We start from the raw sequence: 24,066 nt of genomic DNA, 5'->3' as shown, positions 1-24,066 counted from the left end.
TTAATTAAAATATTGAGTCTGGATAAAATCACTGAGCTGCCGCAAACCTGTGCGCGGCGAGAGCATATTATTTTTGACCGCTAATAGCGTTTGGCTGTAATAGCGATCGAAATCTTTATTAGTGAACAGGTGGTGCAGTACCTCTTCTTCGGTCTGTTTACGCAGCCATTCCACCGACTGTTGTTGCCGCACCTGTTGTAAACGACCGCTGGTAGTCAGTGCGGTTTTGAAATCGATAATTGCGCGCCAAATTTCATCGATGCCGCATTTTTCCAGTGCACTACAGGTGAGGACCTGGGGCTGCCATTCGTCATATTTGCGACGCAAAATATGCAGAGCGCTTTCGTACATATGGCGGGTAATGGCGACATTGGTGTGGTTATCACCATCATCTTTGTTGATGACAATCAGATCCGCCATCTCCATCAAACCCTTTTTAATGCCCTGGAGATCATCGCCACCACCGGCAATTTGCAGCGAGATAAAGCAGTCCACCATGCGGGCGACTTCCGTTTCTGACTGCCCGACGCCGACGGTTTCAACGATCACCACGTCATAACCCGCCGCTTCACATAACAGCATTAACTCCCGCGCTCGCTGGCTGGCGCCGCCAAGGTGACCAGAGGACGGAACCGGGCGAATAAACGCTGCATCGGCACGCGCCAGTTCGGTCATGCGAGTCTTATCCCCAAGGATGCTGCCACCGGTCACTGGGCTGCTGGGATCGACGGCAATCACCGCGACTTTCAGCCCCTGGCGAATCAGTAACATGCCAAAGGCTTCAAGAAAGGTACTTTTTCCTGCTCCTGGCGTGCCGGTAACGCCCAGTCGCAGGGCGTTACCACAAAACGGCATGATGGCATCAAGCAGTTGAGTGCTGAGTGCCTGATGGCGAGGGTGACGGCTCTCAACCAGCGTCATGGCCTGGGCGAGCGTGGCTCGCTCACCCAGACGTAGGCGTCGAATGCTGTCTGCCAGCGTGGCTTCGTTAATCATGATGTTGGCTAATCCGGTTCAGCACATCACGCACGCTGTCGAGCATGGGAGTACCAGGACCGTAAATCGCCGCCACGCCACGCTCTTGCAGGAAGGCATAATCTTGCGGCGGAATAACGCCACCGGCGACCACGCAAATATCTTCGCGCCCCCATTTTTTCAGGGCTTCAACCAGTTCCGGGATCAGCGTTTTATGTCCTGCTGCAAGCGAGGATGCGCCCACCACATGAACGTCGTTTTCCACTGCCAGGCGGGCGATCTCTTCCGGCGTGGAGAACATGGGACTCAAATCAACGTCGAAACCAAGATCGGAATAGGCGCTGGCAATGACTTTCGCTCCGCGATCGTGTCCATCTTGTCCCATTTTGGCGATCAGAATGCGCGGGCGACGACCATTGTCGGCAAGGAACAGCTCCGTTTGCGCAACAATGGCATCAAACTCGAAGGCTGATTTTTCCGACTGATGATAGCTTTGCGCAATGACGCCGGTAACACACTGGCTCGGTACCAGATAACGGTCAAAAGCGGCTTCCAGCGCATCGGATATTTCACCCAGCGTCGCGCGAACGCGAGCCGCATTAACAGCGGCAGCCAGCAGATTTTCGTTATGCTGTGCAGCGTGAGTCAGAGCGTTCAACGCGGCGGTTACGGCGGCATCATCACGGGTGGCGCGAATGCGTTCCAGCGAAGCAATTTGCTCGTTACGCACCATCACGTTGTCGATTTCAAGGACATCAGTTTCATCTTCGTGATCCAGTTTGTACTTGTTGACGCCGACGATCACGCGTTTGCCCTGGTCGATCAACGACTGTTCACGAGCAGACGCTTCTTCGATCATCCTTTTTGGCAGACCTGCTTCGATCGCCTTCGCCATGCCTCCGGCTTCGTCGATCTGATCAATGATGGCTCTGGCCTGTTTCACGATCTGATCGGTTAGTGACTCAACGTAATAAGAACCGGCCAGCGGATCGACGGTGCGACAGAGTTCTGACTCTTCCTGAATAATGATCTGGGTGTTACGGGCAATACGTGCCGAAAAATCGGTCGGTAAACCAAGCGCTTCATCAAAGGCATTTGTATGCAGCGACTGGGTTCCGCCAAGGGTAGCTGCCAACGCTTCAATGGTGGTGCGGATAACGTTGTTATACGGATCCTGTTCGGTGAGACTCCAGCCGGAGGTTTGACAGTGGGTGCGTAGCGCCAGCGATTTCGGATCTTTAGCACCAAACCCGCTTACTGCTTCGCTCCAGAGATAGCGTGCGGCGCGCAGCATGGCGACGTTCATAAACAGGTCCATGCCGATACCAAAGAAGAACGACAGGCGCGGGGCGAAGTCATCAATTTTTAAGCCAGCAGAGAGAGCTGCTTTGATGTACTCAATCCCATCGGCGAGAGTAAACGCCACCTGTTGCACACAGTTCGCACCGGCTTCGCCCATGTGGTAGCCGCTGATGCTAATGGTATTGAAGCGCGGCATATTGCCTGAACACCAGGCGATAATGTCAGCGATAATGCGCATAGAAGGTTTCGGTGGGTAAATATAGGTATTGCGGCAGAGGTACTCTTTGAGGATATCGTTCTGAATTGTACCCGTCAGTTTATCGGGGGGAACGCCTTGCTCTTCTGCCGCCACGATATAAAAGGCCATCACTGGCAGGACTGCGCCGTTCATGGTCATCGAAACCGACATTTTATCCAGCGGGATTTGGTCGAAGAGCACTTTCATATCTTCTACGGTGTCGATAGCGACGCCCGCTTTGCCAACATCGCCCGCCACACGCGGGTTATCGGAGTCGTAGCCACGGTGGGTGGCAAGGTCAAACGCCACGGAAAGACCTTTTTGCCCAGCAGCCAGGTTACGGCGATAAAAAGCGTTGGACTCTTTGGCTGTCGAGAAACCGGCATACTGACGGATGGTCCACGGTTGGGCGGTATACATGGTGGCGCGGGGACCACGAACGTAAGGCGGCAAGCCAGGAAGGGTACCGGTCACTTCCAGATTGTCGAGATCGGCTTCGGTATACAGTGGCTTGATGGCGATCCCTTCCGCCGTTTGCTGAACCAGTGAGTCGACGGTTTTCTCCCGACGGCTCAACTCCTTGTTGGCAAGCTGTTGCCACTCTTGCACGTTTGACATTATTTGCTCCATAAAACGCAATAAAAATGAGGGTGTTTGCGCTTACGGTGAGCTTTTTATACGGGTTTGTCGCCAGCAAAAAAAATGGAATGGGGCGTCGTTTTTTGCCGTGTGAGATTTGTCTGTTTTGTGACGTTATTCAAAGAATAAAAAAGAAAAAAAGAAAAACGCCTGATATGTGCTATCAGGCGTTAACTGATTGATTAATCCTGACGAAGCACTTTGTGACCATAGTCGAGCAAAGCATCAGTGACTTTACGCATCATGCGGCTTTCTGGGGCAAAGCGATGCCAGTAGAGCATTCGCCGTTGGAATAGCCCGGGCGTCAGATCAATCAACTCTCCGCTGGCCAATTCTTTTTCAATTTGCAGGTGTGGGATCATACAGCAGGTTGTACCCTGGCGAGCGAGCTGCACGAAGGCTTCGGACGAGTTAACGATATGGCACGGTACGCTACCTGGCGGCAGATCGAAGTTTTGCTGCAAAAATGCCTGGTGCATATCGTCAAGATGGTCAAACGCGACTACTGGTGCTTTGAGCAGCGCAGAACGGCTTACTCCGTTGGGGAAGTATTTCTCGGCAAACGGTTTGGAGCTGACGAACAGATAGTCGAGCGCGCCAAGTTTATCGACCAGGCAACTGGGCAGCGCCTGATGTTGAATACTCACCGCGCCGACCACTTCACCTCGACGCAGACGCTCCTGGGTGCGAGTTTCATCTTCCACCTGTAAGTTCAGGCGAATAGGTGAATCAGCCAGTACAGGAGCCAGTGCCGGAAGCAACCAGGTTGCCAGACTGTCGGCGTTGACTGCCAGCGAGAGCAGTAGTGGGGTGGAACCGGTTTGTTCATCGCCCAGCCACTCTTCTTCCAGCAGCTCGACCTGGCGAAGCAGTGCCAGTAATTTTTGCCCTTGTTCTGTCGGGCGCGGGGGAACCGTTCGCACCAACAGCGGCTGCCCGAACATATTTTCCAGCTGCTTAATGCGCTGTGAGACGGCTGATTGCGTAATGCACAATTTCTGTGCCGCGCGCTCAAATCCTCGTTCACGTATCACCGCATCCAGTGCCTGTAATGTCCTGTAGTCCGGGCGTTTCATTGCTTTAACCTGCTCCTCAAATTTTCTTATGCCGAACTATGACATAATTTTGCTTTGGGTACAGAGCATTTAACGTATGCAAAAGCAGTCATAATGGAAATTTTGGTTGGCTTTATCGTGCTTTTTTAGTCTTTGTGAGGCGCGAAACCCGCAATGGATATTATTCATATTCGTCATATTATCAAGCCCCTGGCTTACCAGGGCAAAAGAGGATGTCCGGTGTTACCTGTTATTTCATGGATAAATGCGTCGCCGACTTGCTGACGGGGTCCGGGTCGCTTTTTTTGTATATAATGCGTGTGAAATTTCATACCACAGGCGAAACGATCATGACGCAGGATGAATTGAAAAAAGCAGTAGGATGGGCGGCACTTCAGTATGTTCAGCCCGGTACCATTGTTGGCGTAGGTACAGGTTCCACCGCCGCACACTTTATTGATGCGCTCGGCACGATGAAAGATCAGATTGAAGGGGCAGTTTCCAGCTCGGATGCATCCACTGAAAAACTGAAGAGCCTCGGCATTCACGTTTTTGATCTCAATGAAGTAGACAGCCTCGGCATCTACGTTGATGGCGCAGATGAAATCAACGGCCACATGCAAATGATCAAAGGCGGCGGCGCGGCTCTGACCCGTGAAAAAATCATTGCTTCGGTTGCGGAAAAATTTATCTGTATTGCAGATGCTTCCAAGCAGGTTGATATTCTGGGCAAATTCCCGCTGCCAGTAGAAGTTATTCCGATGGCACGTAGTGCAGTGGCGCGCCAGCTGGTGAAACTGGGCGGTCGTCCGGAATACCGTCAGGGTGTGGTGACCGATAATGGCAACGTGATCCTCGACGTCCATGGCATGGAAATCCTTGACCCGATCGCGATGGAAAACGCTATAAATGCGATTCCTGGCGTGGTGACCGTTGGCTTGTTTGCTAACCGTGGCGCGGACGTTGCGCTGATTGGCACACCTGACGGTGTCAAAACCATTGTGAAATGATCTGACGGGGGAACCTCCCCCGTTAAAAAAATTCTCTTCGTTAAATTTGGTGACATGTATCACGTTTTTACTTGGCTATTGCTGATTGCTCTAAATAAATCCTCTAATCCAGCATATTCATCCAAGAAATACCTTTGCGTGATATTTCCTCAACATCGCGACGCAAACGTTCATATTGCCGCAATATTATTTTTTGATATGTTGAAAGGCGGACGCAAATCCGCACACAACATTTCAAAGACAGGATTGGGTAAATGGCAAAGGTATCGCTGGAGAAAGACAAGATTAAGTTTCTGCTGGTAGAAGGCGTGCATCAAAAGGCGCTCGAAAGCCTTCGTGCGGCAGGTTATACCAACATCGAATTTCACAAAGGCGCGCTGGATGATGAACAATTAAAAGAATCCATCCGCGATGCCCACTTCATCGGCTTGCGATCCCGTACCCATCTGACCGAAGACGTGATCAACGCTGCTGAAAAACTGGTCGCTATTGGCTGTTTCTGCATTGGGACCAACCAGGTTGATTTGAATGCTGCGGCAAAACGCGGGATCCCGGTATTTAATGCCCCGTTTTCAAATACGCGTTCCGTTGCTGAGCTGGTGATTGGCGAACTTCTGCTGCTATTACGCGGAGTGCCGGAAGCCAACGCCAAAGCGCACCGTGGCGTATGGAACAAGCTGGCCGCAGGTTCTTTTGAAGCGCGCGGCAAAAAGCTGGGCATTATTGGTTATGGTCATATTGGTACACAACTGGGCATTCTGGCAGAATCGCTGGGGATGTATGTTTACTTCTATGATATTGAAAACAAACTGCCGTTGGGCAACGCCACTCAGGTGCAACATCTTTCCGACCTGCTGAATATGAGCGATGTAGTGAGTCTGCATGTGCCAGAGAATGCGTCTACCAAAAATATGATGGGCGCGAAAGAGATCTCGCTGATGAAGCCGGGCTCGCTACTGATTAACGCTTCGCGCGGAACGGTGGTTGATATTCCGGCGCTGTGTGACGCGCTGGCGAGCAAACATCTGGCAGGGGCCGCAATCGACGTGTTCCCGACGGAACCGGCGACTAACAGCGATCCATTTACCTCTCCGCTGTGCGAATTCGACAATGTTCTGCTGACGCCACACATTGGCGGTTCGACTCAGGAAGCACAGGAGAATATCGGCCTGGAAGTTGCGGGCAAATTAATCAAGTACTCTGACAATGGCTCAACGCTCTCTGCGGTGAACTTCCCGGAAGTCTCTCTGCCACTGCACGGTGGGCGTCGTCTGATGCACATCCACGAAAACCGTCCGGGCGTGCTGACTGCGCTGAACAAAATATTTGCCGAGCAGGGCGTTAACATCGCTGCCCAGTATCTGCAAACTTCTGCCCAGATGGGTTACGTCGTTATTGATATTGAAGCTGACGAAGACGTTGCCGAAAAAGCTCTGCAGGCTATGAAAGCTATTCCGGGTACCATTCGCGCCCGTCTGCTGTACTAATTCCCCTTCTTTGACAATCAACGGGCAGGTCACTGACTTGCCCGTTTTTTTATCCCTTTTACCGCGCTAATTACGGCATTTGCATCGCTGTGTAATCGCCTTTGCGAGCCTGCTCGAAGAAATAAATTAAAGCCAGATCAATGCGTTGTGTTTATTCAAAGAGGATTTACGATGGCGGGGCAGCACAGGGCTGTAACGGTAAAGCCCTCACCGAAGCGAGGGCTTAAAAGAGAAGGGTTATGATGCGACTTGTCATCATACTGATTGTACTGTTACTCATAAGTTTCCCAGCTTATTAACAGTCAGTCTCAGGGGAGGAGCAATCCTCCCTTACCCTTACTCACTAAATTAGGTTAAAGAATCAACTATGTCAATCAGGGCGATGCAGGTGTGTCGCTCTCACCACTCCCAGATTTTCGATGGCGTAACCACCGCAGGCAGCGGGACGTCCCATTCTTCTACGGGGAGTTTTTCCACCAACTGGCAATCATGGGCATAACCTACTGGCTGCATGTTGTAGTGCTGCCAGTTTTGCAATGTCCGATCATAAAATCCACCGCCCATTCCCAGCCGTTGACCGAACTCATCAAAGGCGACCAGCGGCGTTATCAGGACGTCTAATCGGGAAAGGGGTAGCACGTCACGCACGTCCAGTTTTGGCTCGTGGATCTTCAACCTGTTCATTACCAGTTCACTCTTAGGATGATAATTCAGGAACAGTAAATTACCGGCACTAAAGGGATGCAAAACGGGAAGATACACGCGCTTACCTGCGCGCCAGAGTTGCTCTATGAGCGGCTGGGTGTCGAGTTCGCCATCAAAAGAGAGGAATACAGCGACCGTATGCGCCATCACAACAGGGGGATAACTCATCATCCGCATGGCAGCCTGCTGGCCCATTTCACGTTGTTGTTCCGGCGTTAACGCACGACGACGTTGCCGAATCATTTTGCGGATTTCTTGTCGGGATAATGTCAGTGGGAGTTCTGGTAGTTGTGTCATGGCTGGTGCCAGATAAGAAGGGAATCTCCGAGATGCCGCCGCAGGCTGTAACCCTTGAACCCTTGGTTCAAGGTGAATGTGTCGTCGCAGTTTTAAGGCTTCTCGGACGGACCGAGCATGCTCACCAACCACGGAGCGCCACATTCTTGTGGTATGAAATATCGGCTCAGGGGACTGGCCCGCTTGCGAACATCTCAGAGAAATTTTGTCTTCACGGTTACTCTACCACAGTAAACCGGAAAGTGTCATTCAAAGTTTTGGTTCGTTTTTTCGGTGATGCGACCTTGTTCAAGTAACGCTTGTTCGATGGTCTGTTGCAGCATCCGAATACGCTGTTCCATGCTTGCCGCGTAGTCACGAGTCTTCGCTTTTTCTTGCGCTAACTCGTAGCTGATATTCAATGCGGCAATGAAAACCAACTGTTCAGTATTTGTGACTCTAGTGCGTTCTTTCAGATCTTGCAACCGTTGGTTCAGATCGTCCGCAGCCTGATTCAACGCATCCCTTTGGTCAGGCGGGCAGTTCACACGCAGTGAACGGCCAAAAATTTGGATATCGACGGGTTGTGCAGACATGCCACCTTCCTGCTGATTGACTGCGCTGCCTTCGCCTTCAGACCTTTGGTCTGCGAAGGGGCGAAACTATAGCTACCCTGGTGCAATGAGACAAGCCCTTTTCTGGTCCACCAGGGTCCAAAGTGATAGCATATCATGAATCTTCCTCCCTTTGATGCCGAATGCTTATGTCAATACAGAACGAAATGCCTGGTTACAATGAAATGAACCAGTATCTGAACCAACAAGGGACAGGTCTGACCCCTGCTGAGATGCATGGTTTAATCAGTGGGATGATATGTGGCGGTAATGATGACAGCTCCTGGCTGCCGCTGCTTCACGACCTGACGAACGAAGGTATGGCTTTCGGGCATGAACTTGCCCAGGCATTGCGCAAAATGCACTCTGCCACCAGTGATGCCTTGCAAGATGACGGCTTCCTTTTTCAGCTTTATCTGCCTGATGGCGATGGCGTTAGCGTTTTCGATCGCGCTGATGCGTTGGCAGGCTGGGTAAATCACTTCCTGCTCGGTCTTGGCGTCACTCAGCCGAAGCTGGATAAAGTGACTGGCGAAACCGGCGAAGCCATTGACGATCTGCGTAACATCGCGCAGCTGGGCTACGACGAAGACGAAGATCAAGAAGAGCTGGAAATGTCGCTTGAAGAGATCATCGAGTACGTCCGTGTTGCTGCGCTGTTATGCCACGACACCTTTACTCATCCGCAACCGACCGCACCAGAAGTACAAAAACCAACTCTACACTAAAAACAAAAAACGTAAGGAGAGTGTTATGAGTGAGATATCTCAGCAGGAATTTCAGCGCCGCCGTCAGGCCCTGGTAGAGCAAATGCAACCCGGCAGCGCCGCGCTGATTTTTGCGGCACCAGAAGTGACCCGAAGCGCCGACAGCGAATACCCCTATCGTCAGAACAGTGACTTCTGGTACTTCACCGGCTTTAATGAACCGGAAGCGGTGCTGGTGCTGATTAAAAGCGATGACACTCATAACCACAGCGTTTTGTTTAACCGCGTGCGCGACCTGACGGCGGAGATCTGGTTTGGCCGTCGTTTAGGTCAGGATGCCGCGCCAGAGAAACTGGGCGTTGATCGCGCTCTGGCGTTCAGTGAAATTAATCAGCAACTTTATCAACTGCTTAATGGTCTGGATGTGGTTTACCACGCCCAGGGCGAATATGCATATGCTGATGAAATCGTGAATAGTGCGCTGGAAAAACTGCGTAAAGGCTCGCGGCAAAATCTCACCGCGCCAGCAACGATGATCGACTGGCGTCCCATTGTTCATGAAATGCGCCTGTTCAAATCGCCGGAAGAGATTGCCGTACTTCGCCGCGCGGGTGAAATCAGCGCACTGGCGCATACCCGGGCGATGGAAAAATGCCGTCCGGGGAGGTTCGAGTACCATCTGGAAGGCGAAATTCACCACGAATTCAACCGCCACGGTGCGCGCTATCCTTCCTATAACACCATTGTCGGCAGCGGTGAAAACGGCTGCATTCTTCATTACACCGAAAACGAGTGTGAATTGCGCGACGGCGACCTGGTGTTGATTGACGCAGGTTGTGAATATAAAGGTTACGCGGGCGACATCACCCGTACCTTCCCGGTCAATGGCAAATTCACCCAGGCCCAGCGTGAAATCTACGACATTGTGCTGGAATCTCTTGAAACCAGCCTGCGCCTGTATCGTCCGGGAACATCCATTCAGGAAGTCACCGGTGAAGTGGTGCGCATCATGATTAGCGGCCTGGTAAAACTCGGCATCCTGAAAGGTGATGTTGATGAACTGATCGCTCAGAACGCACATCGTCCTTTCTTTATGCATGGCCTTAGCCACTGGTTAGGACTGGATGTCCATGACGTTGGCGTTTATGGCCAGGATCGCTCGCGCATTCTGGAACCGGGCATGGTACTGACCGTAGAGCCAGGGCTGTATATTGCGCCGGATGCAGAAGTGCCAGAACAATATCGCGGTATCGGCATTCGTATTGAAGACGACATTGTGATTACCGAAAACGGCAACGAAAACCTCACCGCCAGCGTGGTGAAAAAGCCGGAAGAAATCGAAGCATTGATGGCAGCTGCGAGAAAGCAATGAGCGTAATCATCGTCGGTGGCGGCATGGCTGGCGCGACGCTGGCGCTGGCTATTTCCCGGTTAAGTCACGGGACGCTGTCGGTACATTTAATTGAAGCGACCGCGCCAGAGTCTCATGCTCATCCGGGCTTTGATGGACGGGCTATTGCGCTGGCGGCGGGCACCTGTCAGCAACTGGCGCGCATCGGCGTCTGGCAATCTCTGGCTGATTGCGCAACCGCCATCACCACCGTGCATGTCAGCGATCGTGGTCATGCCGGATTCGTCACCCTCGCCGCAGAAGATTACCAACTGGCGGCGCTGGGGCAGGTTGTCGAATTACACAATGTCGGGCAACGGCTGTTTGCGCTGTTGCGTAAAGCGCCTGGCGTAACGCTGCATTGCCCGGATCGCATTGCTAATGTTGTTCGTACCCCAGCTAACGTTGAAGTGACGCTGGAGAGTGGCGAGACGCTGACGGGCCGCGTGCTGGTGGCGGCTGACGGTACGCATTCCGCGTTAGCTACTACCTGTGGCGTTGACTGGCAGCAGGAGCCCTACGAACAACTGGCTGTGATTGCGAACGTTGCGACTTCCGTTGCGCACGAAGGCCGCGCTTTTGAACGCTTTACGCAACATGGTCCACTGGCGATGTTGCCGATGTCTGAAGGACGCTGTTCGCTGGTCTGGTGTCATCCACTGGAACGGCGCGAAGAAGTGTTGGCGTGGAGCGACGAGAAGTTTTGCCGTGAACTCCAGTCTGCCTTTGGCTGGCGACTGGGGCAAATTACCCACGCCGGTAAACGCAGTGCTTATCCGCTGGCGTTAACCCGCGCCGCCAGACCGATTACCCATCGCACCGTGCTGGTGGGCAATGCGGCACAAACCCTGCACCCGATTGCCGGGCAAGGATTTAACCTCGGTATGCGTGATGTCATGAGCCTTGCGGAAACCCTGACCCAGGCGCAGGAGCGCGCAGAAGACATTGGTGATTACGGCGTATTGTGCCGTTATCAGCAGCGTCGACAGAGCGATCGCGAAGCAACCATCGGCGTCACGGACAGTCTGGTACATCTTTTTGCCAACCGTTGGGCGCCGTTGGTTGTCGGGCGCAACATCGGGCTGATGACGATGGAATTATTCACCCCGGCACGCGATGTGCTGGCGCAGCGCACCCTCGGTTGGGTGGCGCGTTGAAGGCGGTTTTAAGGAATAAACAATGCAAAGTGTTGATGTAGCCATTGTTGGCGGCGGCATGGTGGGGCTGGCGGTTGCCTGCGGCTTACAGGGGAGCGGCTTACGCGTTGCCGTACTGGAGCAGCGCATACCGGAACCTCTGGCGGCGGATGCACCACCACAACTGCGCGTTTCGGCTATCAATGCCGCCAGCGAAAAATTACTCACCCGTCTTGGCGTCTGGCAGGACATCCTCTCTCGCAGAGCCAGCTGTTATCACGGTATGGAAGTGTGGGATAAAGACAGTTTTGGTCACATTTCGTTTGACGATCAAAGCATGGGTTATAGCCATCTTGGGCATATCGTTGAAAACTCAGTGATTCACTACGCGCTGTGGAACAAAGCGCTGCAGTCGTCAGATATCACCCTGCTGGCCCCCGCAGAATTACAACAGGTCGCCTGGGGGGAAAACGAAACCTTCCTGACGCTGAAAGATGGCAGCATGTTAACGGCGCGTCTGGTAATTGGTGCGGACGGCGCTAATTCCTGGTTGCGCAACAAGGCCGATATTCCGCTGACTTTCTGGGATTATCAGCATCACGCACTGGTGGCGACCATTCGCACGGAAGAACCGCATGATGCGGTGGCGCGGCAGGTTTTCCATGGCGAAGGCATTCTGGCCTTTTTACCGCTTAGCGATCCGCATCTTTGCTCGATTGTCTGGTCACTGTCGCCAGAGGAAGCGCAGCGGATGCAGCAGGCAGGGGAAGACGAATTTAATCGCGCGTTAAATATCGCTTTTGATAATCGACTGGGCTTATGCAAGGTTGAGAGCGAGCGTCAGGTGTTCCCGCTGACGGGGCGTTATGCGCGCCAGTTTGCCGCGCACCGTCTGGCGCTGGTGGGCGACGCCGCGCATACCATCCACCCGCTGGCGGGGCAGGGGGTAAATCTCGGCTTTATGGATGCTGCAGAGCTGATTGCTGAACTGAAACGACTGCATCGTCAGGGTAAAGACATCGGGCAGTACATTTACCTGCGTCGCTATGAGCGTAGCCGCAAGCACAGCGCGGCGCTGATGCTGGCAGGTATGCAAGGATTCCGCGATCTGTTTTCTGGAGCTAATCCAGCGAAAAAACTGCTGCGTGATATTGGTCTGAAACTGGCCGATACGCTTCCTGGCGTTAAACCGCAACTTATTCGTCAGGCAATGGGATTAAACGATTTGCCTGAATGGCTGCGTTAAAAATTTCTCCTCTTTTGTTTATTTGATACCCATCACACTTTCATCTCCCGGTTTTTCGCCGGGAGATTTTCCTCATTTGAAATAAACTAATTTCACCCGTAATTTCGCATTATATTTTCTAATGCCGTGAATTTTTGATTTAGCGATTTTTGACAATTTTTTAGTTCTTAATATCGCTTTATTCAAAACTGTTTTATTAACTCGTTATGTTTGTTTGCGTGTATCGCGTTATTTGGTTTTTTGTCCTGTTGTCATTTTTGAGATTTTTAACCATAAGCTAATGTGATGATCAATTTTTCCTTATGGTTAACCGTCTGTTTCGGTGGTAAGTTCAGGGAAAAGAGAACGATTGCGTTGGGGACCGGGAGTGGCTCCAGTGCTGGGTTTCGTGGTGACAATTTCACCACGAAAAGTTGTCAGCCCCGCTTATTCAATGAGGACAAGATGGCACAACAGACTCCTTTGTACGAACAACACACGCTTTGCGGCGCTCGCATGGTGGATTTCCACGGCTGGATGATGCCGCTGCATTACGGTTCGCAAATCGACGAACATCATGCGGTACGTACCGATGCCGGAATGTTTGATGTGTCGCATATGACCATCGTCGATCTCCGCGGCAGCCGCACCCGGGAGTTTCTGCGTTATCTGCTGGCGAACGATGTGGCGAAGCTCACCAAAAGCGGCAAAGCCCTTTACTCGGGGATGTTGAATGCCTCTGGCGGTGTGATAGATGACCTCATCGTTTACTACTTCACTGAAGATTTCTTCCGCCTCGTTGTTAACTCCGCCACCCGCGAAAAAGACCTCTCCTGGATTACCCAACACGCTGAACCTTTCGGCATCGAAATTACCGTTCGTGATGACCTTTCCATGATTGCCGTACAAGGGCCGAATGCGCAGGCAAAAGCTGCCACACTGTTTAATGACGCCCAGCGTCAGGCGGTGGAAGGGATGAAACCGTTCTTTGGCGTGCAGGCGGGCGATCTGTTTATTGCCACCACCGGTTACACCGGTGAAGCGGGCTACGAAATTGCGCTGCCCAATGAAAAAGCGGCTGATTTCTGGCGCGCGCTGGTGGAAGCGGGCGTTAAGCCATGTGGCCTGGGCGCGCGTGACACGCTGCGTCTGGAAGCGGGTATGAATCTTTATGGTCAGGAGATGGACGAAACCATTTCTCCTTTAGCCGCCAACATGGGCTGGACTATCGCCTGGGAACCGGCAGATCGTGACTTCATCGGTCGTGAAGCCCTGGAAGCGCAGCGTGAACATGGCACAGAAAAACTGGTTGGTCTGGTGATGACCGAAAAAGGCGTGCTGCGTAATGAACTGCCGGTACGTTTTACCGATGCGCAGGGCAACCAGCATGAAGGTGTTATCACCAGCGGTACTTTCTCCCCGACGCTGGGTTACAGCATTGCGCTGGCGCGCGTGCCGGAAGGCATTGGTGAAACAGCGATTGTGCAAATTCGCAACCGTGAAATGCCGGTTAAAGTGACGAAACCTGCTTTTGTGCGTAACGGCAAAGCCGTCGCGTGATTTACTTTTTTGGAGATTGATTGATGAGCAACGTACCAGCAGAACTTAAATACAGCAAAGAACACGAATGGCTGCGTAAAGAAGCAGATGGCACTTACACCGTTGGCATCACCGAGCACGCCCAGGAGCTGTTAGGCGATATGGTGTTTGTTGACCTGCCGGAAGTGGGCGCAACGGTTAGCGCGGGCGATGACTGCGCGGTTGCCGAATCAGTAAAAGCGGCGTCAGACATTTATGCGCCAGTAAGCGGTGAAATTGTGGCGGTAAACGACGCACTGAGCGATTCCCCGGAACTGGTGAACAGCGAACCGTATGCAGGCGGCTGGGTCTTTAAAATCAAAGCCAGCGATGAAAGCGAACTGGAATCACTGCTGGATGCGACCGCATACGAAGCATTGTTAGAAGACGAGTAACGGCTTTAATCCTCTTCTGCGGGAGAGGATCAGGGTGAGGAAAATTTACGCCTCACCCTCACTCTCTTCGCAAGGAGAGAGGTTCACAATTCACTGCACGTTTCAGGAACCATCGCTCATGACACAGACGTTAAGCCAGCTTGAAAACAGCGGCGCTTTTATTGAACGCCATATCGGACCGGACGCCGCGCAACAGCAAGAAATGCTGAATGCCGTTGGCGCACAATCGTTAAACGCGCTGACCGGCCAGATTGTGCCGAAAGATATTCAGCTTGCGACCCCGCCGCAGGTTGGCGCACCGGCGACCGAATACGCCGCGCTGGCTGAACTCAAGGCTATTGCCAGTCGCAATAAACGCTTCACGTCTTACATTGGCATGGGTTACACCGCCGTGCAGTTGCCGCCGGTTATTCTGCGTAACATGCTGGAAAATCCGGGCTGGTATACCGCGTATACTCCGTATCAACCTGAAGTCTCCCAGGGCCGCCTCGAAGCACTGCTCAACTTCCAGCAGGTAACGCTGGATTTAACCGGGCTGGATATGGCTTCGGCTTCTCTTCTGGACGAAGCCACCGCTGCCGCCGAAGCAATGGCGATGGCTAAACGCGTCAGCAAACTGAAAAATGCCAACCGCTTCTTTGTTGCTTCTGACGTTCATCCGCAAACGCTGGATGTGGTACGTACTCGTGCCGAAACCTTTGGTTTTGAAGTGATTGTCGATGACGCGCAAAAAGTGCTCGAGCATCAGGATGTGTTCGGCGTGCTGTTACAGCAGGTCGGCACTACTGGTGAAATTCACGACTACACTGCGCTTATCAGCGAACTGAAATCACGCAAAATTGTGGTCAGCGTCGCCGCCGATATTATGGCGCTGGTGCTGTTAACCGCGCCGGGTAAACAGGGCGCGGATATTGTTTTTGGTTCGGCGCAACGCTTTGGCGTACCGATGGGCTACGGTGGCCCGCACGCAGCATTCTTTGCGGCGAAAGATGAATACAAACGCTCAATGCCGGGTCGCATTATCGGTGTATCGAAAGATGCAGCTGGCAATACCGCTCTGCGCATGGCGATGCAGACTCGCGAGCAACATATTCGTCGTGAGAAAGCGAACTCCAACATTTGTACTTCCCAGGTACTGCTGGCAAACATCGCCAGCCTGTACGCCGTTTATCACGGTCCGGTTGGCCTGAAACGTATCGCTAACCGCATCCACCGCCTGACCGATATTTTGGCGGCGGGCCTGCAACAAAAAGGTCTGAAGCTGCGCCATGCGCACTATTTCGACACTTTGTGTGTGGAAGTGGCCGACAAAGCGGGCGTACTGGCGCGTGCCGAAGCGGCTGAAATTAACCTGCGTAGCGATATTCTGAACGCGGTTGGGATCACCCTTGATGAAACAACCACGCGCGAAAACGTGATGCAGCTTTTCAGCGTGCTGTTGGGCGATAACCACGGGCTGGAGATCGACACGCTGGATAAAGACGTGGCTCACGACAGTCGCTCTATTCAACCTGCGATGCTGCGTGATGACGAAATCCTCACCCATCCGGTGTTTAATCGCTACCACAGCGAAACCGAAATGATGCGCTATATGCACTCGCTGGAGCGTAAAGATCTGGCGCTGAATCAGGCGATGATTCCGCTGGGTTCCTGTACCATGAAACTGAACGCCGCCGCCGAGATGATCCCGATCACCTGGCCGGAATTTGCCGAACTGCACCCGTTCTGCCCGCCGGAACAGGCCGAAGGTTATCAGCAGATGATCGCGCAGCTGGCTGACTGGCTGGTGAAATTGACCGGTTACGACACCGTTTGTATGCAGCCGAACTCTGGTGCACAGGGCGAATACGCGGGCCTGCTGGCGATTCGTCATTATCATGAAAGCCGCAACGAAGGGCATCGCGATATCTGCCTGATCCCGGCTTCTGCGCACGGAACTAACCCTGCTTCTGCACATATGGCAGGAATGCAGGTGGTAGTTGTGGCGTGTGATAAAAACGGCAACATCGCTCTGACTGATCTGCGCGCGAAAGCGGAACAGGCGGGCGATAACCTCTCCTGTATCATGGTGACCTATCCTTCCACCCACGGCGTGTACGAAGAAACGATCCGTGAGGTGTGTGAAGTCGTGCATCAGTTCGGCGGTCAGGTTTACCTTGATGGCGCGAACATGAACGCCCAGGTTGGCATCACCTCGCCGGGCTTTATTGGCGCGGACGTTTCGCACCTTAACCTACATAAAACTTTCTGCATTCCGCACGGCGGTGGCGGCCCAGGTATGGGACCGATCGGCGTGAAAGCGCATCTGGCGCCGTTTGTGCCGGGCCATAGCGTGGTGCAAATCGAAGGCATGTTAACCCGTCAGGGCGCGGTTTCTGCGGCACCGTTCGGTAGCGCATCCATTCTGCCAATCAGCTGGATGTACATCCGCATGATGGGCGCAGAAGGGCTGAAAAAAGCAAGCCAGGTGGCAATCCTCAACGCCAACTATATTGCCAGCCGCCTGCAGGATGCTTTCCCGGTGCTGTATACCGGTCGCGACGGTCGCGTGGCGCACGAATGTATTCTCGATATTCGCCCGCTGAAAGAAGAAACCGGCATCAGCGAGCTGGATATTGCCAAGCGCCTGATCGACTACGGTTTCCACGCGCCGACTATGTCGTTCCCGGTGGCGGGTACGCTGATGGTTGAACCGACTGAATCTGAAAGCAAAGTGGAACTGGATCGCTTTATCGACGCGATGCTGGCAATTCGTGCGGAAATTGACCAGGTGAAAGCTGGTGTCTGGCCGCTGGAAGATAACCCGCTGGTGAACGCGCCGCACATTCAGAGCGAACTGGTCGCCGAGTGGGCGCATCCGTACAGCCGTGAAGTTGCAGTATTCCCGGCAGGCGTGGCAGACAAATACTGGCCGACGGTGAAACGTCTGGATGATGTTTACGGCGACCGTAACCTGTTCTGCTCCTGCGTACCGATTAGCGAATACCAGTAATTCACTGATTCGACTATCTTCTAAAGGCGCTTCGGCGCCTTTTCGTGCTTTGTTTATGCCGGATGCGACGTGAGTGTCTTACCCGCCCCACAGCATTTTAAAATTAAATATATTGCAGTAAAAACAAGCTTGGTAATCGCAACGCATTAGGCAACTTTTCGTTTCTCATTAGTCTGTTAGCCTAAATTTAATTTTCCTGTTTTTATTGCGCTTCTTGCTAATTATTTATCGAGAATTATTTTCATCGTGTCGTTATTTAATAAAAACAACACACTATGTTTACATGTAATTACAAATGGTTTCTCTCCGGAATCGTTATTTAGCTCTCAATATAATTGAAAAACTTTCCGTATATTAACTCCATTAAGTTATTTGCCTAAATAATAAAAGCAAAACAAATATAAATAACAAGAATGATTCTTAATTTAACGCTTTGTTTTTCATACCTGGAGGGAATGATGAAACGATTTATATTTCTACCATTAATACCATGCTTTTTATCAATGAATGCAGTGGCAGTTGAAGGAGAAAACAGGCCCAGCAATCTGTTAGGTGCGCCAGTTAATACCGCTATTTCTGGAGGTTCAGTATTGCCAGAAGGAATGCTATTAACCGCCGTGAATAGCTCATTTCGTGATAAAGAACATCAAATCGAGGGGCACGGAAGTCCGGATGTTTACTCCCAAATATGGTTATTGAAGATTCGTTATGGTCTGACCGACAGACTGGAATTATCAACTGTGGGCTCTTATATCAATAACAAACGAGACAATCTGTCTCCTGAACATATAGAGGGAATGGGCGACCAATCGGTGGGGGCAACTTATGCTTTAATGAGCCAGCGAAGAGGGGATCCGTTTTGGGTTACGGTAGGTGGGGCGTTATTACTACCCACCGGGCAAGATGGAGATAATCATTTGCCTGGGAACAGCGCCTGGGGAGGGCGGGTATCACTCTCTTTAACAAAATCATTCACGCCCAATATTAAAGGAGATATGGATTTTGTTTATCAAGGGCCATTTGAGCGTGGAAACCAGGATGTGAAGCGCGGCAGTGAATTTCAATGGAATACCCAGGTGCGTTATATGTTCAGTGATTTACCGCTGGATATTGGTCTGGAAAGTGCCTACAGCAATAACGCTTCAGGTACAAAAAAATTGCCTAATGGCAGCACCATTAATAACCACTCAGGTACTACCGAATGGGTTGTTGGACCGTCATTTAACGTTGCCGTTGATTCACTGAAGTTATGGTTTGGTGCCGGGGCTTTCTTTCCGGTAATGCAGGAAGCGAAGTCGCCAGCTAAGATGGAAGATGTTCGCTGGGAATTTAAAATCGGTAAGACCTGGTAAATCAGGTGCAGAATGTTACCCGCCTGCTGGCGGGTAACATGCGGGAATTACAGTTTCTCGCCGTTGCTGGCAATCACTTCTTTGTACCAGTCAAAGCTCTTCTTACGTGAACGCGACATATCGCCAGTACCGTCGTCATGTTTATTCACATAGATAAAGCCGTAGCGTTTGCTGTACTGCCCGGTAGTGAATGACACGCAGTCGATGCAGCCCCACGGTGTGTAGCCCATCAGATCCACGCCATCGTAAGTCACCGCTTTTTTCATCTCTTCGATATGGGCGCGCAGGTAATCAATACGGTAGTCGTCGTTGATGCTGCCGTCTTCTTCCACTTTGTCGTAAGCGCCAAAACCGTTTTCGACAATAAACAGCGGCTTCTGATAACGCTCATACAATTCGCATAGTGCATAGCGCAGACCCACCGGATCAATCTGCCATCCCCAGTCCGACGCTTTAACAAATGGGTTCGGTACACTGCCTTCAAAACCAGAGATCGCATCGCCGGTGCCGCCTTCGGCCTTCACCGCGTTGGTCATGTAATAACTGAAGCCAAGATAATCGCAGGTGCCTTCGCGCAGTATATCCAGATCGCCATCTTCCATCTTGATGTTAAATCCGCGACGCTCCCACTCGTTCAACACATAGGACGGGTAATAGCCACGCAGCTGCACATCGGTAAAGACGTAGCGCTCGCGCATCGACTCCTGAGCGAACATCACATCGTCCGGGTTACAGGAGTAAGGATAGAGCGGCACCATCGCCAGCATACAACCGACTTTCATCTCCGGGTTGATGCGATGCGCGGCTTTCACCGCCAGGGCGCTGGCGACAAACTGATGATGCAGCACCTGATACATCGTCTCTTCCGGGTTTTCATGCTCGGTATACACCACGCCGGAGCAGCAGTAACCGAACAGCGGCGCACGCCAGTTACGCTGGTTGTTAATTTCGTTGAAGGTCATCCAGTATTTGACTTTGTGCTTATAGCGTTCAAATACCACTTCCGCGAAACGCACAAAGAAGTCAACCACTTTACGGTTGGTCCAGCTACCGTATTGCTGCACCAGATGCAGTGGCATTTCAAAGTGGGAGAGGGTGATCACCGGTTCGATGTTGTATTTCAGCAGTTCATCGAACATATCATCGTAGAATTTAAGCCCTTCTTCGTTTGGCTGTGTTTCATCGCCTTTTGGAAAAATGCGCGTCCAGGCGATGGATGTACGAAAACATTTGAAGCCCATTTCGGCAAACAGCTTGATGTCTTCTTTGTAGCGGCCATAAAAATCAACGGCTTCATGGTTCGGATAGTATTTGCCGGGCAAAACTTCTTTGGTGATTTCGCGCGGCACGCCGTGTGCGCCACCGGTTAGCACGTCACAAATACTCGGCCCTTTGCCGCCTTTGTTCCAGCCGCCTTCGACCTGATGAGCGGCAACTGCGCCACCCCATAAGAAATCTTTCGGTAAGGTGAGTTTTTTCACTATCATAGGCTCCAAATGAGTCAATTCTTACAGGAAATAGTACCATGCAGCCAAACGACATCACTTTTTTTCAACGTTTCCAGGATGACATTCTGGCTGGGCGTAAAACCATCACTATTCGCGACGAGTCTGAATCGCACTTTAAACCGGGCGATGTGCTCCGCGTCGGGCGCTTTGAAGATGACGGCTATTTTTGCACCATTGAAGTTACCGCAACTTCAACCGTAACGCTGGATACTCTCACAGAAAAACATGCACAACAGGAAAATATGACCCTGCCTGAACTGAAAAAAGTCATTGCCGACATCTATCCTGGTCAGACACAGTTTTATGTAATTGAATTTAAATGCCTTTAAGTTGAACTCACGCCTGTTAGTTGAAATTTCACATTTAATTTCATGATTTTTCGGAGATTACTCTCAAATCAGAATTTATTTTAGCTAACAGGTGTTCACTGGAACTATTCTCAGTTACGCTGGAGAAGTGTTCACGTGCGTGTACGTTTCTCCGGAGTAAGTTATGGTTCAGAAGCCTCTCATTAAGCAGGGATATTCGCTGGCAGAGGAAATTGCCAACAGCATCAGTCACGGTATTGGGCTGGTGTTTGGTATCGTCGGGTTGGTATTGCTACTGGTTCAGGCGGTGAATCTTAATGCCAGCGCCACGGCGATAACCAGTTACAGCCTTTATGGCGGCAGTATGATCCTGCTGTTTCTCGCTTCGACGCTTTATCACGCCATTCCCCATCAACGGGCAAAAATGTGGCTGAAGAAATTTGACCATTGCGCCATTTACCTGTTGATTGCCGGAACCTACACGCCGTTTTTGCTGGTGGGGCTGGATTCTCCGTTAGCGCGCGGGTTGATGATTGTTATCTGGAGCCTGGCATTGCTGGGGATTCTGTTCAAACTGACCATCGCGCACCGATTCAAAATTTTATCTCTGGTGACTTATCTGGCGATGGGTTGGCTGTCACTGGTGGTGATTTATGAAATGGCAGTTAAACTCGCGGCGGGCAGCGTTACCTTACTGGCAGTAGGCGGTGTGGTTTACTCGCTTGGGGTGATTTTCTACGTCTGCAAACGCATCCCCTACAACCACGCCATCTGGCACGGCTTTGTGCTCGGCGGCAGTGTGTGCCATTTCCTGGCGATCTATTTGTATATTGGACAGCCGTAATGGCTGTGTCTTTGTCGGCATGAAAAGACACGCCAGCGCCGCATCAGGCATCGGAGTACAACTGCCGGATGCGGCGTGAACGCCTTATCCGGCCTACGGGCCGCTTTCCATTTGTGAAAAAGGCACCAAGTTGAAGGCCTGATAAGACGCACCAGCGTCGCATCAGGCATCGGAGCGCAACTGCCGGATGCGGCGTGAACGCCTTATCCGGCCTACGGGCCGCTTCCCACTTGTGAAAAAGGCACCAAATCCCAGGCCTGATAAGACGCGCCAGCGTCGCATCAGGCATCGGAGCGCAACTGCCGGATGTGGTGTGAACGCCTTATCCGGCCTACGGGCCGCTTCCCATTTGTGAAAAAGGCACCAAATCCCATGCCTGATAAGACGCGCCAGCGTCGCATCAGGCAATAGATGCCCGAAGCGATACAGCGATTTACTCTTCCAGCGAATACGGCAGCGGCTCGATACGCAATGTATTCGCATCATCACGAACGCGGAAGATGCTGTCCGGTTCCATATCGTTATTCATGACGACCTGAACCACTACCTGACCATCTTCCAGTTTTACCGCAGCCAGCACCGTACCGGTACGACGCCAGTTTTCGCCCATTTTCAGCTCTAAGTCTTCACCAGCTGCCGGCAAACGGCTGGCGCTACCCGCCAGCAACCAGAGCGCGCGTTTGTTGGCTCCGCGGAACTTAGCTCGTGCCACCATCTCTTGCCCGGTATAGCAGCCTTTCTTAAAGCTGATACCGCCCAGCGCCTGAAGGTTAGTCGCCTGCGGGATAAACTGCCCACTGTTAGCAGCGTCAATAACAGGGAAACCCGCTTCAATGTTTAATGCCAGCCACTGTTGGCTATTGTTCAGTTCCGCTTCACCGCGCAGTTTATCGGTCAAAGTATTAGCGGTAGCTTCATCGGTTACGATCAGAAAACGTTCTGCCGGATGTTCAAACCATAGCAGTGTGGTCGCACCTTCTCTAACTACCTGTTTTTCCTTCGAAGGCATTTCGCTGAAGAGATTTTCCAGCGCGGCGCGTGCCTGAAAACCGGCAACACCGAGCAGCACACGTTCATCGTCCGGCACGATGGTCACTTTAGAAAACACCGCATATTTTTTCAGTTCAGTCAGCTGCGAATCACGCACGCTGCGGCGTTCAATCCACGCAAAGCCATCGCCGTCGCGGAACAGACGCAAATTGCTCCACATTTTACCTTTGGCGTCGCAATGCGCGGCGAGCAAATGCTGGTCTTCTGACATCTGGCTGACGTCTGCTGTCACCTGACCCTGCATATATTTTTCGCTGTCCGCGCCAGTAATGGTGGCAAGCGCCCAGTCATCAAGCGTCATCAGCGTCAGTGGTAAACGGGCAGAAGCCGTAGGCTGACGGGGAGGAAAAGGTGTAAAAGCCATAATGGAGTCCTGTGTAACAAACGGCGTATTAATGACTAATGGTAAAAGAGCTATGAGGCAATGCAAGTGCTTTCACTACGCGATCTGTGCCTTCTGATATGCTTTGCGAGGCGACATCCAAAAAAATGAAGCCATTGAATTGTTGCGGATTAATTTCGCGATCGCGATTGTGTTTACCGATATTCCCGCAAAAGAAGTCGAAAAACACGTTACAATAGCCTGGTACTGGATTTTCGTGAGACAGGAAGAAGATGGACATTAACAACAAAGCCCGCATTCATTGGGCATGCCGCCGTGGTATGCGCGAACTCGATATTTCAATCATGCCGTTTTTCGAACATGAGTACGACAGTTTAAGTGATGACGAAAAACGCATCTTTATTCGTCTGCTGGAATGCGACGACCCGGACCTGTTCAACTGGCTGATGAATCACGGTAAACCGGCCGATGCAGAACTGGAAATGATGGTCCGACTTATCCAGACACGGAACCGGGAACGTGGTCCTGTGGCAATCTGATTTGCGCGTCTCCTGGCGCGCACAGTGGCTTTCCTTGCTGATTCATGGGCTGGTTGCCGCTGTTATTTTACTCATGCCCTGGCCGCTCAGTTACACCCCGTTATGGATGGTGTTGCTTTCGCTGGTGGTGTTTGATTGCGTTCGCAGCCAGCGGCGCATTAATGCTCGTCAGGGGGAGATTCGCCTGTTGATGGACGGGCGTTTGCGTTGGCAAGGACAGGAGTGGAGCATCGTCAAAGCGCCGTGGATGATTAAAAGCGGCATGATGCTGCGTTTACGTTCTGACAGCGGTAAACGGCAACATTTATGGCTGGCAGCAGACAGCATGGACGAAGCCGAATGGCGGGATTTACGGCGAATTTTGTTGCAACAAGAGACGCAAAGGTAAACATGACGGC

The 24,066-nt window shown here is 51.9% G+C and carries 22 protein-coding genes and 1 other RNA gene; 15 read left to right on the top strand and 8 right to left on the bottom strand.

The window, feature by feature from the left end; genetic code table 11:
• The 3 genes from meaB to argP all read right to left on the bottom strand — a co-directional run bounded on the left by meaB (window position 1) and on the right by argP (window position 4,230).
• Window positions 1-996 (bottom strand): methylmalonyl Co-A mutase-associated GTPase MeaB, encoded by a 996-nt coding sequence (meaB, locus tag FEK42_RS12755; protein ID WP_131161975.1) that lies wholly within the window; start codon window positions 994-996, stop codon window positions 1-3.
• Complete coding sequence (gene scpA / locus FEK42_RS12750) at window positions 989-3,133, bottom strand: methylmalonyl-CoA mutase (protein WP_135492968.1); 2,145 nt, start codon at window positions 3,131-3,133, stop codon at window positions 989-991. Before scpA ends, meaB begins: the two co-directional genes overlap by 8 nt.
• Window positions 3,134-3,336: 203 nt before the next feature.
• Window positions 3,337-4,230: a DNA-binding transcriptional regulator ArgP gene (argP, locus tag FEK42_RS12745; protein WP_000828349.1), complete on the bottom strand. Its 894-nt coding sequence runs from the start codon at window positions 4,228-4,230 to the stop codon at window positions 3,337-3,339.
• A 329-nt stretch (window positions 4,231-4,559) separates the two neighbouring features.
• On the opposite strand from argP, the gene rpiA reads away from it, so the two are divergent.
• The 3 genes from rpiA to ibsC all read left to right on the top strand — a co-directional run bounded on the left by rpiA (window position 4,560) and on the right by ibsC (window position 7,005).
• Window positions 4,560-5,219 (top strand): ribose-5-phosphate isomerase RpiA, encoded by a 660-nt coding sequence (gene rpiA, locus FEK42_RS12740; protein ID WP_130207853.1) that lies wholly within the window; start codon window positions 4,560-4,562, stop codon window positions 5,217-5,219.
• A 254-nt stretch (window positions 5,220-5,473) separates the two neighbouring features.
• A complete protein-coding gene (gene serA / locus FEK42_RS12735) occupies window positions 5,474-6,706 on the top strand; it encodes a phosphoglycerate dehydrogenase (protein WP_064529774.1) in 1,233 nt (410 codons plus the stop codon).
• Window positions 6,707-6,945: 239 nt separating this feature from the next.
• On the top strand, window positions 6,946-7,005 hold the full coding sequence (ibsC, locus tag FEK42_RS12730) for a type I toxin-antitoxin system toxin IbsC (RefSeq protein WP_071525914.1): 60 nt from the start codon (window positions 6,946-6,948) through the stop codon (window positions 7,003-7,005).
• A gap of 100 nt (window positions 7,006-7,105) precedes the next feature.
• Here the strand turns inward: ibsC and FEK42_RS12725 are convergent, their stop codons facing one another.
• The 3 genes from FEK42_RS12725 to zapA form a co-directional block, all read right to left on the bottom strand.
• A complete protein-coding gene (locus FEK42_RS12725) occupies window positions 7,106-7,708 on the bottom strand; it encodes a 5-formyltetrahydrofolate cyclo-ligase (protein ID WP_130207850.1) in 603 nt (200 codons plus the stop codon).
• Window positions 7,709-7,728: 20 nt separating this feature from the next.
• Window positions 7,729-7,912: non-coding RNA, 6S RNA (gene ssrS, locus FEK42_RS12720), on the bottom strand.
• A 41-nt stretch (window positions 7,913-7,953) separates the two neighbouring features.
• Window positions 7,954-8,283: a cell division protein ZapA gene (gene zapA, locus FEK42_RS12715; RefSeq protein WP_001276008.1), complete on the bottom strand. Its 330-nt coding sequence runs from the start codon at window positions 8,281-8,283 to the stop codon at window positions 7,954-7,956.
• A 167-nt stretch (window positions 8,284-8,450) separates the two neighbouring features.
• On the opposite strand from zapA, the gene ygfB reads away from it, so the two are divergent.
• The 8 genes from ygfB (at window position 8,451) to FEK42_RS12665 (ending at window position 19,076) form a co-directional block, all read left to right on the top strand.
• Window positions 8,451-9,029 (top strand): UPF0149 family protein YgfB, encoded by a 579-nt coding sequence (gene ygfB, locus FEK42_RS12710; RefSeq protein ID WP_135383206.1) that lies wholly within the window; start codon window positions 8,451-8,453, stop codon window positions 9,027-9,029.
• A gap of 25 nt (window positions 9,030-9,054) precedes the next feature.
• A complete protein-coding gene (gene pepP / locus FEK42_RS12705; protein ID WP_135492967.1) occupies window positions 9,055-10,380 on the top strand; it encodes a Xaa-Pro aminopeptidase in 1,326 nt (441 codons plus the stop codon).
• A complete protein-coding gene (gene ubiH, locus FEK42_RS12700) occupies window positions 10,377-11,555 on the top strand; it encodes a 2-octaprenyl-6-methoxyphenyl hydroxylase (RefSeq protein ID WP_135492966.1) in 1,179 nt (392 codons plus the stop codon). The genes pepP and ubiH overlap by 4 nt, the downstream gene beginning before the upstream one ends.
• 22 nt (window positions 11,556-11,577) lie before the next feature.
• Window positions 11,578-12,780, top strand: coding sequence for an FAD-dependent 2-octaprenylphenol hydroxylase (gene ubiI, locus FEK42_RS12695; protein WP_135492965.1), 1,203 nt, complete (start codon window positions 11,578-11,580; stop codon window positions 12,778-12,780).
• A gap of 444 nt (window positions 12,781-13,224) precedes the next feature.
• Window positions 13,225-14,319 (top strand): glycine cleavage system aminomethyltransferase GcvT, encoded by a 1,095-nt coding sequence (gene gcvT / locus FEK42_RS12685; RefSeq protein ID WP_135492964.1) that lies wholly within the window; start codon window positions 13,225-13,227, stop codon window positions 14,317-14,319.
• Window positions 14,320-14,342: 23 nt separating this feature from the next.
• A complete protein-coding gene (gene gcvH / locus FEK42_RS12680; RefSeq protein WP_135492963.1) occupies window positions 14,343-14,732 on the top strand; it encodes a glycine cleavage system protein GcvH in 390 nt (129 codons plus the stop codon).
• A gap of 118 nt (window positions 14,733-14,850) precedes the next feature.
• Window positions 14,851-17,724 (top strand): aminomethyl-transferring glycine dehydrogenase, encoded by a 2,874-nt coding sequence (gcvP, locus tag FEK42_RS12675; protein WP_138211844.1) that lies wholly within the window; start codon window positions 14,851-14,853, stop codon window positions 17,722-17,724.
• 458 nt (window positions 17,725-18,182) lie between these two features.
• Entirely contained in the window at window positions 18,183-19,076 is an 894-nt protein-coding gene (locus FEK42_RS12665; protein WP_138211849.1) for a transporter, read from the top strand.
• 47 nt (window positions 19,077-19,123) lie between these two features.
• On the opposite strand, the gene bglA is transcribed toward FEK42_RS12665, so the two are convergent.
• The gene (gene bglA, locus FEK42_RS12660) at window positions 19,124-20,557 is read right to left on the bottom strand and encodes a 6-phospho-beta-glucosidase BglA (protein WP_138211843.1); all 1,434 of its coding nucleotides are present in this window, start codon (window positions 20,555-20,557) and stop codon (window positions 19,124-19,126) included.
• A 44-nt stretch (window positions 20,558-20,601) separates the two neighbouring features.
• Here bglA and yqfB point away from each other — a divergent pair, with 44 nt between their 5' ends.
• Window positions 20,602-20,913: a N(4)-acetylcytidine aminohydrolase gene (gene yqfB, locus FEK42_RS12655; protein ID WP_130259399.1), complete on the top strand. Its 312-nt coding sequence runs from the start codon at window positions 20,602-20,604 to the stop codon at window positions 20,911-20,913.
• 163 nt (window positions 20,914-21,076) lie between these two features.
• Complete coding sequence (locus tag FEK42_RS12650) at window positions 21,077-21,736, top strand: hemolysin III family protein (RefSeq protein WP_135492961.1); 660 nt, start codon at window positions 21,077-21,079, stop codon at window positions 21,734-21,736.
• A 433-nt stretch (window positions 21,737-22,169) separates the two neighbouring features.
• Here the strand turns inward: FEK42_RS12650 and ygfZ are convergent, their stop codons facing one another.
• Window positions 22,170-23,150: a tRNA-modifying protein YgfZ gene (ygfZ, locus tag FEK42_RS12645; protein ID WP_130207830.1), complete on the bottom strand. Its 981-nt coding sequence runs from the start codon at window positions 23,148-23,150 to the stop codon at window positions 22,170-22,172.
• 251 nt (window positions 23,151-23,401) lie between these two features.
• Here ygfZ and sdhE point away from each other — a divergent pair, with 251 nt between their 5' ends.
• Both sdhE and FEK42_RS12635 read left to right on the top strand, forming a co-directional pair.
• Window positions 23,402-23,668 (top strand): FAD assembly factor SdhE, encoded by a 267-nt coding sequence (sdhE, locus tag FEK42_RS12640; protein ID WP_000354046.1) that lies wholly within the window; start codon window positions 23,402-23,404, stop codon window positions 23,666-23,668.
• Window positions 23,649-24,056 (top strand): protein YgfX, encoded by a 408-nt coding sequence (locus FEK42_RS12635; RefSeq protein WP_000244781.1) that lies wholly within the window; start codon window positions 23,649-23,651, stop codon window positions 24,054-24,056. The genes sdhE and FEK42_RS12635 overlap by 20 nt, the downstream gene beginning before the upstream one ends.
• Window positions 24,057-24,066: the final 10 nt, after the last annotated feature.

This window comes from Escherichia sp. E2748 (genome assembly GCF_005781125.1).
In the GTDB taxonomy this organism is placed as follows: Bacteria; Pseudomonadota; Gammaproteobacteria; order Enterobacterales; family Enterobacteriaceae; genus Escherichia.
This window is presented reverse-complemented; position numbering and strand designations above follow the sequence as displayed.